We start from the raw sequence: 16,068 nt of genomic DNA, 5'->3' as shown, positions 1-16,068 counted from the left end.
TGACCGCTTCTTTCGACCACCCAACTCCCATGACCTTCACTGCCGCGCCGCCGCTTTCCGGTTCGGTCACCGTGCCGGGCGACAAGAGCATTTCGCACCGCTCGCTGATGCTCTCGGCGCTGGCCGTGGGCGAAAGCCGCGTCGAAGGTCTGCTGGAAGGCGAAGACGTCCTTGCCACCGCCGCCGCCATGCGCGCCATGGGCGCGGACATCCGCAAAGACGAGGAAGGCATCTGGCACGTTCACGGCGTCGGCGTGGGCGGCCTGCTCCAGCCCGAAAGCGCGCTCGACATGGGCAATAGCGGCACCTCGACCCGCCTGCTGATGGGCCTGGTCGCCAGCCACGCCATCACCGCGACCTTCGTCGGCGACGCGTCCTTGAGCAAACGTCCCATGGCCCGAGTCACCGAGCCGCTGTCCCGCATGGGCGCCGGCTTCACGACCAGCCCCGGCGACCGTCTGCCGCTGACCATGCGTGGCGCATGCCCGGCCGTGCCGCTGGACTATCGCCTCCCCGTCGCCTCCGCGCAGGTCAAGTCGGCCATCCTGCTCGCGGGGCTCAACACCCCAGGCATCACGCGTATCGTCGAGCCCATCCCCACCCGCGACCATAGCGAAAAGATGCTGAAAGGCTTCGGCGCCGATCTCAATGTGGAAGTCGAGACGGACGGCACTCGCATCATCACGCTGAAGGGCGAAGCCGAACTCCGCCCACAGTCGATCGTCGTGCCCGGCGACCCTTCCTCCGCCGCTTTCCCGATGGTCGCCGCGCTGCTGGTTCCCGGTTCCAAGGTCATCATCGCCAATGTCGGCCTCAACGCGACCCGCGCCGGCCTTGTCGACCTGCTGCGCGAAATGGGTGGCGATATCGCCATTGAAAATCCACGCGACGTGGGCGGCGAGCCGGTGGGCGACCTCGTCATCACGGCCTCGGCGCTCAAGGGTGTCGAACCCGACCCTGCCCGCGCTCCGTCGATGATCGACGAATATCCCGTGGCCTTCATCGCCGCCGCCTTCGCGGAGGGCCGCAGCATCTTCCGGGGTCTGGAAGAATTGCGCGTCAAGGAATCGGACCGCATCGCCACCATGGCGGCGGGCCTGCGTGCCATTGGCGTCACGGTCGAGGAGCTGGAGGACGGCATCGTCATAGAGGGCAGCGGCGGCGCGCTCCTTCCCGGCGGCGGCCCGATCGCCACGAAGCTCGACCACCGTATCGCCATGAGCTTCGCAATCGCCGGCCTCGTGTCGAAAAATGGCGTCACCATAGACGACATGCGCCCGGTTGCGACCAGCTTCCCCGGCTTCACCGCCCTGTTGCAGACGCTCGGCGCCATGGCATGAATTTCGACCTGGCCAACATCATAGGCCTGATCGGCAGCGGCCTGATGGTCATTGCCTATGCCTATAGCAACATGGCGAAGCTGCTCAATTTCACCCTCTTCAACCTGCTGAACCTGATCGGCTCGCTGCTGCTGATCTATTCGCTGATGGTTCATTTCAACGTCGCGTCGATGGCGCTGGAAGTCGTCTGGGCCTTCATTGCCCTGATCGGGCTCGCCAAGGCGCTGCGGAAAGGCAAAACATCATGATCATCGCCGTGGATGGCCCAGCCGCATCGGGCAAAGGCACGATCGCCAAGGCGCTCGGCCGCCATTACGGCCTGCCCGTCCTCGACACCGGCCTGCTCTATCGCGCAGTGGGCCTCGCCGTCCTCAAGGCCAGCGGGGATCCCGATCATGAAGCCGACGCGCTGGCCGCCTGCGATTTTGACGACGCGATGCTGAACGACCCGGCGCTCCGCAACGAAGCCGTCGGATCGCTTGCCTCCCGCGTTTCGATCCATCAGAGCGTCCGCAAAGCCTTGGTCAAGCGTCAGCGCGACTTCGCCACCCAGCCCGGCGGCGCCATCCTCGACGGCCGCGACATCGCGACGGTCATCGCGCCCGATGCCGATGCCAAGATCTTCGTCACCGCCAGCGTCCATGTCCGCGCCCAGCGCCGTTATGACGATGCCCTGTCGCATGGCAGCCATCCCGATATGGACAGCCTGATCGCGGACATTCAGGCCCGCGACACCCGCGACATGAGCCGCGATCATGCCCCCCTGCGCGTGGCGGATGGAGCGGACTTGCTCGACACCAGCAATTTGACTATAGACGCGGCCGTCCAGCAGGCCATTGCACTGGTGGACGCTCAGTTGGAACGTCGGCCAAAAGCCTGACGCGATGACGGCGCTTGGGATTCCCAGGCGCCCTTTTCGCTTATCCGCGGGGCGTCGACTCGTCAGGGCCGAAAGGATGTTCGCACGGTATTCGGCCGTGCGGGCGCTTTGGCCTGAAAGACCACCGGAGACAACCGGTAGGCCAGCAATGACGAGTGAAGGACTATATTATGGCCTCTACGGCATTCCCCTCGCGCGACGATTTCGCCGCGCTTCTCAATGATTCTCTCGGTGGCGAGGACGGCGGCTTCGAAGGCCGCGTCGTAAAGGGCACCGTTACCGGCATCGAAAACGACATGGCGCTGATCGACGTCGGCCTGAAGTCGGAAGGCCGCGTGCCGCTGCGCGAATTCGCCGCGCCGGGCCAGAAGGCTGACCTCAAGGTCGGTGACGAAGTCGAAGTCTATGTCGACCGCGTCGAAAACGCCCATGGCGAAGCCATGCTGTCGCGCGACCGCGCGCGCCGTGAAGCCGCCTGGGACAAGCTGGAATCCGAATTCACCGAAAGCGCCCGCGTCGAAGGCGTCATCTTCGGCCGCGTCAAGGGCGGCTTCACCGTCGATCTCGACGGCGCCGTGGCGTTCCTGCCCGGCAGCCAAGTCGACATCCGCCCCGTGCGCGATGTCACGCCGCTGATGGACATTCCGCAGCCCTTCCAGATCCTGAAGATGGATCGCCGCCGCGGCAACATCGTCGTGTCGCGCCGCGCCATATTGGAAGAGACCCGCGCCGAACAGCGCAGCGGCCTCATCCAGACGCTGGCCGAAGGTCAGATCATCGAGGGCGTCGTCAAGAACATCACCGACTATGGTGCATTCGTTGATCTGGGCGGCATTGACGGTCTGCTGCACGTCACCGACCTCAGCTACAAGCGCATCAATCACCCGAACGAGATGATCAACATCGGTGACACCGTTCGCGTTCAGATCATCCGCATCAACCGCGACACCCAGCGCATCAGCCTTGGCATGAAGCAGCTCGAGAGCGATCCGTGGGAAGGCGCTGCCGCCAAGTATCCGGTCGGCGCGAAGCTGTCGGGCCGCGTCACGAACATCACCGAATATGGTGCGTTCGTAGAGCTGGAAGCCGGCATCGAGGGTCTGGTCCACGTTTCGGAAATGTCCTGGACCAAGAAGAACGTCCACCCCGGCAAGATCGTTTCGACCAGCCAGGAAGTCGAAGTTCTGGTGCTCGAAGTCGATCCCGAAAAGCGCCGCATCTCGCTCGGTCTCAAGCAGGCCCAGAACAACCCCTGGGACAGCTTTGCCGAACGTCACCCGATCGGTTCGACCGTCGAGGGCGAAGTCAAGAACGCGACCGAATTCGGCCTGTTCATCGGCCTGGACGGCGACGTCGACGGCATGGTCCACATGTCGGACATCGCCTGGGGCATTTCGGGCGAAGACGCGCTGGCTCTGCACCGCAAGGGCGAGACGGTTCAGGCCGTCGTTCTCGACATCGATGTCGAGAAGGAGCGCATCAGCCTCGGCATGAAGCAGCTTGAGCGTGGCGGTCCGGCCGCTGGCGGAACCGCGGCTGCGGCTGCCGGCCTCAACAAGAACGCGATCGTCACCGTGACCGTTCTGGAAGTGCGCGACGGCGGCCTGGAAGTCCAGGCGGGCGAAGATGGCGCCGCCGGCTTCATCAAGCGCAGCGACCTTGGCCGCGACCGCGACGAGCAGCGTCCGGAACGCTTCCAGATCGGCCAGAAGTTCGACGCCATGGTCACCGGTTTCGACCGCGCCAAGAAGCCGACCTTCTCGGTCAAGGCGATGCAGATCGCTGAAGAGAAGCAGGCCGTGGCTCAATATGGCTCGTCCGACAGCGGCGCGTCGCTGGGCGACATCCTTGGCGAAGCGCTGAAGGCGAAGAGCGAAGGCTAAGGCCTCCTTCGATATCTAACTTAAGTAATAGAGCCCGCCGGAACTTAGCTCCGGCGGGCTTTTTCTTTTCCCATAATGAGAAAGACATACCGATATTGGCCAATTGTCAGAACGTTGAGGATTCATTATAAATTAAGCGGGAACCAGAAGGGGGAGTCTGGAGGACCAATGATACGCTCGGAACTGATACAAAAATTGGCTGAGGAAAATCCAAACCTCAACCTCCAGGAAGTGGAAAGGATCGTCGATCTTTTCTTCAAGGAAATAGTCGACCGCCTTTCAAGTGGCGGTCGAGTGGAATTGCGCGGCTTTGGCGCGTTTACGACACGGGCGCGCGACGCGCGTACGGGGCGGAATCCGCGAACGGGGGAGCAGGTTCCGGTGGACGCGAAGCGCGTTCCCTATTTCAAGCCAGGAAAGGAAATGCGCGAGCGGTTGAACACGAAAGCTGCGGTCTGATTCAAGCACATCCTTGACCTCTGCGCCGTTAGCCTTCAGGGGGTAACGGCCCGAGCGGACGTGGCGAAATCGGTAGACGCAGCGGACTTAAAATCCGCCTCCCCCTGGGAATGCGGGTTCAAGTCCCGCCGTCCGCACCAGCTTTTTTTCCAGGCGCTAATTTCCCAATTCCAGTGCTTATTGCTGGATATCCACCTCATTTGTGGTGATGATCGGTCATGGCCGGTGCAATCAATCCACAAAGCTTCAGCGATTCCCTCGTCATATTGGGGGCAGCGGGGCTGGTCATTCCAGGATTCGCTCGGCTCCGGATCAGCCCGGTCATCGGCTTCATTCTGGTCGGACTGGCAGTGGGACCGTCTGGATTGGGCGCATTGGTCGGCCAATATCCCTGGCTCTATCATGTCACCATTTCCAACAGAGCGGCGATAGAGCCCTTTGCCGAACTCGGCGTCATCCTGCTTCTTTTCTCCATAGGGCTGGAACTAAGTTTTCGTCGTCTTTGGACCATGCGGACGCAAGTATTCGGTGTCGGCGCGGCAGAATTAATTGGCGGCGGTACTCTTATTGCACTTGGCCTTTATTTACTGGGTCAGGCACCCGCCGGCGCTTTCGGCCTTGGACTCGCATTGGCGCTGTCATCGACGGCGGTCGTTCTGCCGATGGTCGGCACGCAGAGCGCCGTGGGCCGCGCCGCATTTTCCATGCTGCTTTTCGAGGATCTGGCACTCGTCCCGATCATCTTCATGCTGGGCGCCCTCGCGCCTTCCGTGGCAGCCAGTCCTGAGGGGCCCTGGAGCGAACTGGCCGACACGCTGCTGAAAAGCGGCATCACCATCGCCATCATGCTGGTCCTGGGCCGCCTCTGCCTGCCGCATATCTTCAGTCAGGCCGCGCGCACCAAAAGCCCTGAAGTGTTTCTCGCCGCCAGTCTTCTGGTCGTTATCGTTTCCAGCATGGCGACCTCCATTGCCGGCTTGTCACCAATCGTCGGCGCGCTTCTGGCGGGTCTGCTGATTGCCGAAACCGACTATCATGGCGAGGTCGAGGTCATGACCGCGCCGTTCAAGGGGCTGGCTCTGGGCGTCTTCCTCATCACCGTCGGCATGGGCCTGGACGTGCGCGTCATCCTTGCCAATTGGCCAAATCTTATTCTGGCCGTGGTGGGAGTGGTTCTTGCCAAGACGCTTGTAACCGCCGCTTTGCTGTACCTCTCAGGCGCGAGGAAAGGTGTCGCGCTGGAAGTCGGCGTGCTGATGTCCAGTCCATCGGAAACCACCCTCATCGTGCTTTCCGCCGCCGCCGCCGCCCAATTGATATTGCCCTCCACGGCCGCCTTCTGGCAGATCGTGACGGCAATCGGACTGACCATTACCCCGCTGCTGGCGCGGCTGGGCCATGATGTTGCCCGGCGGCTGGAAATGGCGCTAGGCGAAGAGGCGTCCGAAATCAGCGAAGATCATGCAGAATCTGCTGCCGTCGTGATCGGTTTCGGGCGCGTGGGGCACATGGTGTGCGACTTGCTCAATCTGCATAAGCAGCGCTTCATCGTCGTGGAATCCGATCCGGATGTCGTCGCGGAGGCCCGGCGCAGGGGATATCCCATCCTGTTCGGGGACGTGTCGCGGACCGAAATGCTCGACAAGCTTCGCCTGGGTCATGCGCGCGCGTTGATCCTGACGATGGACGACCCTGTGCTATCCATCCGCATGACGAAGCGCGTGCGCGGCTGGGTGCCGGACTTGCCGATCATCGCACGCGCGCGGGACACCGATCATGCGGCCCAGCTCTATCGGGCGGGCGCGAGCGACGCGGTTCCGGAAACTCTGGAAAGCTCGCTTCAACTGGCGGAAACCGCGCTGGTCGACCTGGGCGTGGCGATGGGGCCGGTGATCGCCTCCATACATCAGATGCGGGAAGACCTGCGAATGGACATCAAGGATGCCGCCCAGCTTGAGACGGCGCCCAAGCTGCGGCGATTGCGCGCGGATGAGGTGCCTTAAGCCTCATCTCGCGGCGGGCTGAAAACCGACCAGCCGGTGCGGCGGGCCAGTTCTTCCAGAGCCAATGTCCCGAGTTGGCTGTTGCCATTTTCGTTCAAGCCGGGGGACCAGACGGCGATGGAGGCGCGACCGGGAACGATCGCCAATATGCCGCCACCAACTCCCGATTTGCCGGGAATGCCGACGCGGAAAGCGAAATCGCCCGATGCGTCATAATGACCGCAGGTCAGCATCAGGGCATTGATGCGCTTGGCCCGGCTGGACGAAACGACCCGGCCACCCTCCGGATGCTGACCGTCGAGCATCAGGTAGCGTCCGGCCAGGGCAAGCTGACGGCAGCTCATTTCGATCGCGCATTGGTGGAAATAAGTGCCGAGCACCAGATCGACCGGGTGCCTGATATTGCCGAAGGCGCGCATATAATTCGCCAGCGCCATATTGCGGAATCCGGTGGCGGTTTCGGAGGCGGCCACGGCTTCATTGATGGCGATGCTGTCGTCCCCGGCCAGATAGCGCACGAAGCGCAGCATTTCCCCGATGGCGACGCGGGGTTGATGGCCGCCCAGATTGACATCCGCGACGACGATCGCGCCTGCATTGATAAAGGGGTTTCGCGGAATGCCCCGTTCCTGCTCCAGTTGGACGATGGAATTGAAGGCATTGCCGGATGGCTCCCGCCCTACCCTTTCCCAGAGCTGGTCACCGACTTTGCCGAGCGCGAGGGTCAGCGCGAAGACCTTGGAAATGGATTGGATCGAAAAGCCGGTGTCGGAATCGCCGCCTTCGATCAAGCGGCCATCGGCGGTGGCTATGGCGATGCCGAACTGGCCGGGATCGACCTTGGCCAGTTCCGGAATATAGCTGGCGACGGTACCGCGATCTTCCCGGGTCGCGGCTTGGGCGACGATATCAGAAAGGATCGCGGGCAGGTCCATGGCTGGCCTCAGATTCCGGAGAATGATTCAGGTGATAGGTTACATGGATAGAAGCGCGAAAGAACGTCGTTTTCTCGGATTTTTCCTACGGGTCAAAAGTCCGGTGCGGCATAGCCTGATCGGGGTGATGCATGGGTGGCAGTAACTGGCCATTAGCTGCCATTGAGCGCATCCGTGTTCCTGCCTTCGCAGGAACACGGTGTAATTCAAGAAAACAGCGCGAAACAGAACGTCCGCTAACCACCCTTATTAGACAGGTGAAAGGCCCGCTTACAGCAGGGGATGGACTTAGGCTGGAACGTTGGCGAGGGTAGCCTTGACCGCTTCAATCGCGGCCTGTGCCTTGTCGCCTTCAGGGCCACCACCCTGGGCCATATCCGGACGGCCGCCGCCGCCCTTCCCTCCCAGCGCTTCCACGCCCGCGCGTACAAGGTCGACGGCGCTGATGCTGTCCTTCAGATCATCGGTCACGCCGACGGCGATGGTGGCACGCCCGTCGACAACGGCGAGGACCGCGGAGACGCCGCTGCCCAAGGTCGCCTTGTTCTGGTCGACCAGGCCGCGCAGCTCTTTGGGGTCAAGGCCTCCTATGACCTGACCGATGAAGTCGATGGCGCCGACCTTTTCGGGGCCTGCCGCCTGTGCGGAGCCGCCGCCGCCTAAAGCCAATGCCTTCTTCGCTTCGGCCAATTCGCGTTCGAGCTTGCGGCTCTGTTCGACCAGCGCGGCGATGCGGGCCGGGACTTCCTCCGGCGTCGTCTTGAGCGCGGCGGCGGACTGGCGCAGCCGATCCTCGCGGTCGGACAGCCAGAGGCGCGCCGCTTCGCCAGTCAGCGCCTCGATGCGGCGGACGCCGGATGAGACGGCAGATTCCGAGATGATCTTGAAGATCGCAATGTCGCCCGTTGCGCGGACATGGGTGCCGCCGCAGAGTTCGACCGAATAGCTGTGCGCGTCACCCGTCCCCATCGAAAGAACGCGGACTTCATCGCCATATTTTTCCCCGAACAGGGCCATGGCGCCTGCCTGGATGGCGTCGTCGGGCGTCATCAGGCGGGTCGTCACCGCCTCATTATGGCGGACCTGCTCGTTCACCTCAGCCTCGATCGCGGAAATCTGGCTGTGGGTCAGCGCCTCGGGATGGGAGAAGTCGAAGCGCAGGCGTTCCGGCGCGACCATGCTGCCCTTCTGCGTGACATGCGCACCCAACTGGTTGCGGAGTGCGGCATGCAGCAAATGCGTCGCGCTGTGGTTGGCGCGGATGCGATCGCGGCGGTTGACGTCCACGCTCAGGTGAACGGTGTCGCCAACCTTGATCTTGCCCGCGCCGACCTTTGCCTTGTGAGCATGGAGGCGGCCGAGCGGCTTGGCTGTATCTTCCACATCCGCGACCAAGCCCGCCTGCGAGCTGATCGTGCCCGCGTCGCCCATCTGGCCGCCGCTTTCGCCGTAAAAGGGCGTCTGGTTGGTGATGATCATGACCTCATCGCCCGGCCCGGCCGCATCGATGCGCGCGCCGTCCTTGACCAGCGCGAGGACTTCGCCCTCGCCCACTGTGGCGGTGTAGCCGATGAATTCGGTGCTGCCGGTGCTTTCGGCAATGTCGAACCAGATTTCGTCCGACGCCTTTTCGCCCGATCCCTTCCACGCGGCGCGGGCAGCGGCCTTCTGTTCCGCCATCGCCTTGTCGAAGCCTTCGCGATCGACGCCGAGGCCGCGCGAACGCAGCGCGTCTTCGGTCAGGTCATAGGGAAAGCCAAAAGTGTCGTAGAGCTTGAACGCGGTTTCGCCGGAGAGCGTGCCGCCTTCGTGCAAGTCGCCGGTCGCTTCGTCGAGCAGCTTGAGCCCGTTTTCCAGCGTCTTGCGGAAGCGGGTTTCCTCACGCAGCAGCGTTTCCTCGATCAGCGGCTGGGCGCGGACCAGTTCCTGATAAGCGCCGCCCATTTCGGAGACGAGACTCCCGACCAGACGATGCATCAAAGGCTCCTTCGCGCCGATGATGTGGGCGTGGCGCATGGCGCGGCGCATGATGCGGCGCAGCACATAGCCGCGGCCTTCGTTCGCGGGCAGCACGCCATCCGCGATCAGGAAGCTGGTCGAGCGCAGGTGATCCGCGATGACGCGGTGACTGGCCTTATGCTCGCCATCGATAGCGGTTTTGGTCAGCGCACCCGATTCCTCGATCAGCGCCTTGAAAGTGTCGGTGTCGTAATTGTCGTGGACGCCCTGAAGTACAGCGGCGACGCGTTCCAGGCCCATGCCGGTGTCGATGCTCGGCTTGGGCAGTTCGGAGACGATCTCATTCGCCTCCTGCTCATATTGCATGAAGACGAGGTTCCAGATCTCGACGAAGCGGTCGCCATCCTCCTCCGGGCTTCCCGGAGGGCCGCCCCAGATATGCTCGCCATGATCGTAGAAGATTTCCGAGCAGGGACCGCAAGGACCACTATCGCCCATCGCCCAGAAATTATCCTTGGTGGGGATGCGGATGATCTTGTGCTCGGGCAGGCCTGCAATCTTCTTCCAAAGGTCGAAGGCTTCATCGTCGGTGTGATAGACGGTGGCGGTCAGCCTTTCGGCCGGGATGCCCCATTCCTTGGTCAGCAGGGTCCAGGCGTGGGTGATCGCCTGTTCCTTGAAATAGTCGCCGAAGCTGAAATTGCCCAACATTTCGAAGAAAGTATGGTGGCGCGCGGTGTAGCCGACATTGTCGAGGTCGTTATGCTTGCCGCCGGCACGGACCGACTTCTGGCTCGACGTCGCCTTGTTGTACGGGCGGGTTTCCAGCCCTGTGAAGACATTCTTGAACGGCACCATGCCCGCATTGACGAACATCAGCGTCGGGTCGTTGTGCGGCACCAGAGGCGCCGATGGGACGATGGTGTGGCCGTTGGCCCCGAAATAGTCGAGGAAGGAGCGGCGAATGTCGTTGGTCGAAGTCATGAGGCGCGATTTAGTGGGAAGCGCTCCAACGCACAAGCGGGGCTTTTCGTCGTTTATTGGAATATCGGTCGATGGGGTTTTGGATTGGGACGGGTAGCGTCTCATTTGCCCCCTCCCGATAGCAGGAGGGGGCACATTGGTTACGCCGCCGCCTTCGCCAGCGCGCGATATTTGTGGAGCAGCGGTTCCGTATAGCCATTGGGCTGGCCGACGCCTTCGAACACCAGAGCGCGAGCGGCCTGCCAGGCCAGGCTGGACGGATTGCCGCTCATGGGCCGGTAGAGCGGATCGCCGGCATTCTGGGCATCGACCTTGGCCGCCATGCGGGTGAAGGCGGCGTCGACCTGTTCCGCCGTGCAGACGCCGTGGAGCAGCCAGTTCGCCATATGCTGAGAGGAAATGCGCAGCGTGGCGCGGTCTTCCATCAGGCCGATATCATGAATGTCGGGAACCTTGGAGCAGCCGACGCCCTGATCGACCCAGCGGACGACATAGCCAAGGATGCCCTGGGCGTTGTTGTCCAGTTCCTGAGCGATTTCCTCTTCGGACCAGTTGCGGCCCTGCGCGACCGGGATGGTCAGCAGCTTATCCAGCGGTGCGATGGCTTCAGCCTTGCGCTCAACCTGGCGGGCGAAGACGTCGATGCGATGATAGTGAGTCGCGTGCAGCGTCGCTGCGGTGGGGGACGGAACCCAGGCGGTGTTGGCGCCGCTCTTCGGATGCCCGACTTTCTGGTCGAGCATATCGGCCATGCGGTCCGGCGCGGCCCACATGCCCTTGCCGATCTGGGCGCGGCCGGAAAGCCCACAGGCGAGGCCGATCTGGACGTTGCGGTCTTCATAGGCCGTGATCCAGTCGGACGTCTTCATCTCCCCCTTCCGGATCATCGGGCCGGCGCGCATCGACGTGTGCATCTCGTCGCCGGTGCGGTCGAGGAAGCCGGTGTTGATGAAGACGATGCGGTCCTTCACTGCCTCGATGCAGGCGGCGAGGTTGGCAGAGGTGCGGCGTTCCTCATCCATGACGCCAACCTTCAGCGTGTGGCGGGCAAGGCCGAGCAGATCCTCAATGGCGTCGAACAGGCGATTGGTGAAACCGACTTCTTCAGGGCCGTGCATCTTGGGTTTGACGATATAGACGCTGCCAGTGCGGCTGTTGCCACCTTTCCTCTTGAGGTCGTGCAAGGCGATCAGCGTGGTGACGATGCCGTCGAGAATGCCTTCCGGGGTTTCCTGGCCGTTGGCGAGCAGGATTGCCGGGGTGGTCATCAGATGGCCGACATTGCGGACGAACAGCAGGCTGCGGCCCGGCAGGGTTAAGCTGCTGCCGTCGGGCGCGGTGTAGCTGCGATCCGGGTTGAGCGCGCGGGTCATCATCGCGCCATTCTTTTCGAACGTGTCGCTGAGGTCGCCCCGCATCAGGCCGAGCCAGTTGGAATAGGCGGCGACCTTATCCTCCGCATCCACCGCGGCGACCGAGTCTTCCAGGTCGCAGATGGTGGTAAGGGCGGATTCGAGGATGACGTCGGCTATGCCAGCAGGGTCGTCCTTGCCGATCGGATGCGAGCGGTCGAAGACGACTTCGATGTGCAGGCCGTTATGGCGGAACAGGCGGCCCTTTTCGCTTTTGCCGCGATATTGGGCCGGGTCGGCCAACTGGATGTCGCCGCCGGTAAGGTCAGCCCAAGAGCCGCTAGCGAGCGGAATGGCTTCGTCGAGGAAGGATTTGGCCCAAGCGATGACCTGCGCGCCGCGCTGCGCATCATAGCCCTTGCCCGCCGCCGCGCCGGGAATCGCGTCGGTGCCGTAGAGCGCGTCATAGAGGCTGCCCCAGCGCGCATTGGCGGCGTTCAGCAGGAAACGGGCGTTGAGGATCGGAACGACCAATTGCGGCCCGGCGAGGCGGGCGACTTCGTCATCGACATTCTCGCTGCCGATCTGGAACGGCGCCGGTTCGGGGACGAGATAACCGATCTCGCGCAGAAAGCCCTGATAGGCCGCGCCATCGAAGCTGCGCCCACCGCTTTCCCCGTGCCAGGCGTCGATCTGCTCCTGAATCGCATCGCGCTTGGCGAGCAGCGCGGCATTTTCCGGGGCGAACTTCGCGAAGATCGCGGCGGCGCCCTGCCAGAAAGCTCCGGCCTCTATGCCCGTGCCGGGGAGCGCCCGTTCCTCGATGAAGCTGGCGAGTTGCTGCGCGACCTGGAGGCCTGCGCGATCGGTCATGCTGGTCATGGATGATCTCCTTTTGCGCGGGACCATAGACGGATCACATTATGTTCGGTAGACGATATTATTTGAATTCAGATTTTCCTCTGGTGAAACAAATGATGGACCCGGATTATGACCTGTTCGCGACCATCGTGGACGAAGGCGGCATGGCGGCGGCGGGACGGCGGCTGAATATCTCGCCCGCCATGGTGTCGAAGCGACTGGTTCGGCTGGAGGAGCGGCTGGGCACCCGGCTGATCCACCGGACGACGCGTCGGCTCGCGTTGACCCCGGCGGGCGAGCGGCTGCATGACGATCTGCGCGCGATCATGGCGGCGCTGGATGAGGCGGAGCAGCGCGTGTCCGGTGCTTCGGCGGAGGCGACGGGGACTTTGCGGGTATCGGCGCCGACATCCTTCGGGCGGATGCATGTCGCGCCCTATCTGGGCCGATTTCTGGAAACGCATCCCAAGGTGCGGATGCAGATCGACCTGTCGGACGACTATGCCGACCTGCTGGCGACGCGGGCGGACCTAGCCATTCGCATCTGTTCCGATCCGGGGCCGGGGCTGGCCGCGCGCAGGTTGGCGACCAACCGGCGGGTCTTGTGCGCCGCGCCCGCTTATCTGGAGCGGTTCGGGGTGCCGGAGACGATCTCCGATCTCCGGAAACATCGCTTGCTCGCGGCGGATGGGCAATTGCCTTGGCGGCTGATCGGGCCCAAGGGCGCGACTTCCGTCGAAGGCGACAGCCATGTCCGCACGAATAGCAGCGAAATGGTGCGCGAACTGGCGCTTTCGGGCGTGGGCATCGCGCTGCGCTCGCTCTGGGACGTGAGCGACGCGCTAGCACGCGGCGACATTCGGCAGATCATGCCGGACCATGAGGGATCGGCGGATGTCGGCCTCTATGCCGTTCATCTGCCGCAGAATAATCCGCCACTCGCCATCACCGCCTTTGTCGATTTTCTTGGTCAACTCTATGCCCCCAGCCCGCCTTGGGAGCGGTCGGGCATTGCCCCAGCGGAAAAGCAGCCTTTTTGATGCCGTGATTTCCGAGCCGCGAAATGTTCCATTTCGCTCCAAATCACTCTAGAGGCCATCCCATGGACGAAAACACCCGGCGCGCCGCCCTAGACTATCACCGCTATCCGCAACCCGGAAAGCTGAGGATCGAACCGACCAAGCGCATGGTCAACCAGCGCGACCTGGCGCTGGCCTATTCGCCCGGCGTCGCCGCGCCCTGCATCGACATTGCCGAAGATCCCGAAAAGGCGATGGACTATACCGCCCGCGGCAATCTGGTCGCGGTGATCTCCAACGGCACGGCGGTGCTGGGGCTGGGAGCCATCGGCGCGCTGGCTTCCAAGCCGGTGATGGAGGGCAAGGCCGTCCTCTTCAAGAAATTCGCGGATATCGACGTGTTCGACATCGAGGTCGACACCACCGATCCCGAGAAATTCATCGAAGCCGTCGCCCTGCTGGAGCCGACCTTCGGCGGCATCAACCTTGAGGACATCAAGGCGCCGGAATGCTTCGCCATCGAGGCGGAGCTGAAGAAGCGGATGAACATCCCGGTCTTCCACGACGACCAGCATGGCACGGCCATCGTCGTCGCGGCGGCGGTGCGCAACGCGCTGGTGCTGCAGGGCAAGACGCTGGCCGATGCGAAGCTGGTGACGTCCGGTGCGGGCGCGGCGGCGCTGGCCTGCGTCGACCTGCTGGTATCCATGGGCCTGCCGATCGAAAATGTGACGCTGACCGACAAGGATGGCGTCATTCATTCGGAACGCGAGGGCATGTTGCCGAACATGGCCCGCTATGCCCGCACCACCAATGCACGGACTTTGCCGGACGTGCTGCCGGGCGCGAACCTGTTCCTGGGCCTGTCGGCGCCGGGCGTGCTGAAGCCCGAATGGCTGCCACTGATGGCGCCCAATCCGCTGATCTTCGCGCTCGCCAATCCGGAGCCGGAAATCCGCCCGGAAGCGGCGCGAGAAGCCCGTCCCGACGCCATCATTGCGACCGGCCGCTCGGACTATCCCAATCAGGTCAACAACGTCCTGTGCTTCCCCTATATCTTCCGGGGCGCACTCGATGCGCGGGCGACCGAAATCAACGAGGCGATGAAGGTCGCTGCCGCCGACGCCATAGCCAATCTCGCCCGGATGCCCGCCCATGACAGCGTCGCCCAGGCCTATGGCGGGCGCAAGCTGGTCTTCGGGCCGGACTATATCATCCCCACCCCCTTCGACCCCCGCCTGATCGCGGAGATCGCCACCGCCGTCGCCAAGGCTGCGATGGACAGCGGCGTCGCCAAGAAGCAGCTCGATCTTGAGGTCTACAAGCGCCAACTTGCCCAGCAGAATACTCGCTCGGCGCAACTCATGCTGCCGGTGTTCGAGGCGGCGCGCGGCACCCAGCGGCGCATCGCCTATGGCGAGGGTGAGGATGAGCGCGTGCTGCGCGCCATTCAGGATGCGCTGGACGAAGGCATCGTCCGCCCGGTCATCGTGGCGCGGCGGCGGATATTGGACCAGAAGCTGCCGGATCTGGGTCTGCGTTTCCAACTGGACCGCGATGTCGAGGTGGTCGATCCCGAAACCGACCATCTGTTGATGGGCGAACTGGTCGAGGCCTATCGGAGCGTTGCCGCGCGGCGGGGCGTATCGTCCAACGAGGTCGTGCGTCATGTCTACCGCCGTCCGAGCGTCACCGCCGCCATGCTGCTGCGCACCGGCCGCGTCGATGCCGCACTGGTCGGCGGCAACAGCGAATATTGGGGCGAGGTCGAGCATGTGCTGCGCATCATCGACCGCACGCCGGGCAACAGCCGTATCTATGCGCTGTCGGGACTCATTCTGGACGCCGGTGCGCTGTTCATCACCGACACCCATATGGTGCCCGATCCAACACCGGAGCAGATCGCGGAAATGGCGCTGCTGGGGGCGACGGAGCTCAAGCATTTCGGCCTGACGCCGCGCATAGCGCTGCTCTCGCACTCCAATTTCGGGGCGTCCCACTCGCCCAGCGCGCGCAAGATGCGCGAGGCGCTCAAGCTGGTGAGGAAGGCCGCGCCCGAATTGATGGTCGATGGCGAAATGCATGCCGATGCCGCGCTGAGCCAGGGGCTGCGCGAGCGGCTGATCCCGGATTCGCGGTTCGAAGGTCCGGCCAATCTGCTGGTCATGCCCAATCTGGACGCGGCGAACATCACGCTGACGGCGCTGTCGGCTTCGTCCAGTTCGCCTACGGTCGGGCCGATGCTGGTGGGGCTGGCGCAGCCGGTCCATGTGCTGACGCCCGGCGTGACGGCGCGGGGCATATTGAACCTGACCGCCATCGCCGCAGCGGAAGTGGAGCGCGAGGGCTGAAGCCTTAACCTTTTTCTGCGATAATCCGGCGAAGGTTTTTTG

Annotated in this window: 11 protein-coding genes and 1 tRNA gene; 9 read left to right on the top strand and 3 right to left on the bottom strand. The window is 63.3% G+C overall.

Annotation, left to right across the window (positions count from 1 at the left end):
- Window positions 1-29: 29 nt before the first annotated feature.
- The 7 genes from aroA to K426_RS12400 all read left to right on the top strand — a co-directional run bounded on the left by aroA (window position 30) and on the right by K426_RS12400 (window position 6,565).
- The gene (gene aroA / locus K426_RS12430; RefSeq protein WP_176392327.1) at window positions 30-1,340 is read left to right on the top strand and encodes a 3-phosphoshikimate 1-carboxyvinyltransferase; all 1,311 of its coding nucleotides are present in this window, start codon (window positions 30-32) and stop codon (window positions 1,338-1,340) included.
- The gene (locus K426_RS12425; protein ID WP_066557499.1) at window positions 1,337-1,588 is read left to right on the top strand and encodes a CBU_0592 family membrane protein; all 252 of its coding nucleotides are present in this window, start codon (window positions 1,337-1,339) and stop codon (window positions 1,586-1,588) included. The genes aroA and K426_RS12425 overlap by 4 nt, the downstream gene beginning before the upstream one ends.
- Complete coding sequence (gene cmk, locus K426_RS12420; protein WP_066557497.1) at window positions 1,585-2,220, top strand: (d)CMP kinase; 636 nt, start codon at window positions 1,585-1,587, stop codon at window positions 2,218-2,220. Before K426_RS12425 ends, cmk begins: the two co-directional genes overlap by 4 nt.
- 170 nt (window positions 2,221-2,390) lie before the next feature.
- Window positions 2,391-4,103, top strand: a complete 1,713-nt coding sequence (gene rpsA / locus K426_RS12415; protein WP_066557495.1) for a 30S ribosomal protein S1 — start codon at window positions 2,391-2,393, stop codon at window positions 4,101-4,103.
- Window positions 4,104-4,271: 168 nt separating this feature from the next.
- A complete protein-coding gene (locus K426_RS12410) occupies window positions 4,272-4,562 on the top strand; it encodes an integration host factor subunit beta (RefSeq protein WP_066557492.1) in 291 nt (96 codons plus the stop codon).
- 54 nt (window positions 4,563-4,616) lie between these two features.
- A tRNA-Leu gene (locus tag K426_RS12405) sits at window positions 4,617-4,702 on the top strand.
- Window positions 4,703-4,780: 78 nt separating this feature from the next.
- Window positions 4,781-6,565 (top strand): cation:proton antiporter domain-containing protein, encoded by a 1,785-nt coding sequence (locus K426_RS12400; RefSeq protein WP_066557489.1) that lies wholly within the window; start codon window positions 4,781-4,783, stop codon window positions 6,563-6,565.
- On the opposite strand, the gene K426_RS12395 is transcribed toward K426_RS12400, so the two are convergent.
- The 3 genes from K426_RS12395 to K426_RS12385 form a co-directional block, all read right to left on the bottom strand.
- Window positions 6,562-7,500: a glutaminase gene (locus tag K426_RS12395; protein ID WP_066557488.1), complete on the bottom strand. Its 939-nt coding sequence runs from the start codon at window positions 7,498-7,500 to the stop codon at window positions 6,562-6,564. The genes K426_RS12400 and K426_RS12395 overlap by 4 nt on opposite strands.
- Before the next feature lie 288 nt (window positions 7,501-7,788).
- Window positions 7,789-10,443 (bottom strand): alanine--tRNA ligase, encoded by a 2,655-nt coding sequence (alaS, locus tag K426_RS12390; protein WP_066557486.1) that lies wholly within the window; start codon window positions 10,441-10,443, stop codon window positions 7,789-7,791.
- Window positions 10,444-10,583: 140 nt separating this feature from the next.
- Window positions 10,584-12,677 (bottom strand): malate synthase G, encoded by a 2,094-nt coding sequence (locus K426_RS12385; protein WP_066557484.1) that lies wholly within the window; start codon window positions 12,675-12,677, stop codon window positions 10,584-10,586.
- A 92-nt stretch (window positions 12,678-12,769) separates the two neighbouring features.
- Between K426_RS12385 and K426_RS12380 the strand changes: the two genes are divergently transcribed.
- Both K426_RS12380 and K426_RS12375 read left to right on the top strand, forming a co-directional pair.
- On the top strand, window positions 12,770-13,696 hold the full coding sequence (locus K426_RS12380; protein WP_066557482.1) for a LysR family transcriptional regulator: 927 nt from the start codon (window positions 12,770-12,772) through the stop codon (window positions 13,694-13,696).
- Window positions 13,697-13,758: 62 nt separating this feature from the next.
- On the top strand, window positions 13,759-16,026 hold the full coding sequence (locus K426_RS12375) for an NADP-dependent malic enzyme (RefSeq protein ID WP_066557480.1): 2,268 nt from the start codon (window positions 13,759-13,761) through the stop codon (window positions 16,024-16,026).
- The last annotated feature ends 42 nt before the right edge of the window (window positions 16,027-16,068 follow it).

The sequence above is a fragment of the Sphingobium sp. TKS genome (genome assembly GCF_001563265.1).
Classification (GTDB): Bacteria; Pseudomonadota; Alphaproteobacteria; order Sphingomonadales; family Sphingomonadaceae; genus Sphingobium.
This window is presented reverse-complemented; position numbering and strand designations above follow the sequence as displayed.

Excerpts from the sequence above, each read along its gene's own strand:
- aroA (WP_176392327.1), top strand. The coding sequence starts at position 30 with ATGACCTTCACTGCCGCGCCGCCGCTTTCCGGTTCGGTCACCGTGCCG.
- K426_RS12425 (WP_066557499.1), top strand. The coding sequence starts at position 1,337 with ATGAATTTCGACCTGGCCAACATCATAGGCCTGATCGGCAGCGGCCTG.
- cmk (WP_066557497.1), top strand. The coding sequence starts at position 1,585 with ATGATCATCGCCGTGGATGGCCCAGCCGCATCGGGCAAAGGCACGATC.
- rpsA (WP_066557495.1), top strand. The coding sequence starts at position 2,391 with ATGGCCTCTACGGCATTCCCCTCGCGCGACGATTTCGCCGCGCTTCTC.
- K426_RS12410 (WP_066557492.1), top strand. The coding sequence starts at position 4,272 with ATGATACGCTCGGAACTGATACAAAAATTGGCTGAGGAAAATCCAAAC.
- K426_RS12400 (WP_066557489.1), top strand. The coding sequence starts at position 4,781 with ATGGCCGGTGCAATCAATCCACAAAGCTTCAGCGATTCCCTCGTCATA.
- K426_RS12395 (WP_066557488.1), bottom strand. The coding sequence starts at position 7,500 with ATGGACCTGCCCGCGATCCTTTCTGATATCGTCGCCCAAGCCGCGACC.
- alaS (WP_066557486.1), bottom strand. The coding sequence starts at position 10,443 with ATGACTTCGACCAACGACATTCGCCGCTCCTTCCTCGACTATTTCGGG.
- K426_RS12385 (WP_066557484.1), bottom strand. The coding sequence starts at position 12,677 with ATGACCAGCATGACCGATCGCGCAGGCCTCCAGGTCGCGCAGCAACTC.
- K426_RS12380 (WP_066557482.1), top strand. The coding sequence starts at position 12,770 with ATGATGGACCCGGATTATGACCTGTTCGCGACCATCGTGGACGAAGGC.
- K426_RS12375 (WP_066557480.1), top strand. The coding sequence starts at position 13,759 with ATGGACGAAAACACCCGGCGCGCCGCCCTAGACTATCACCGCTATCCG.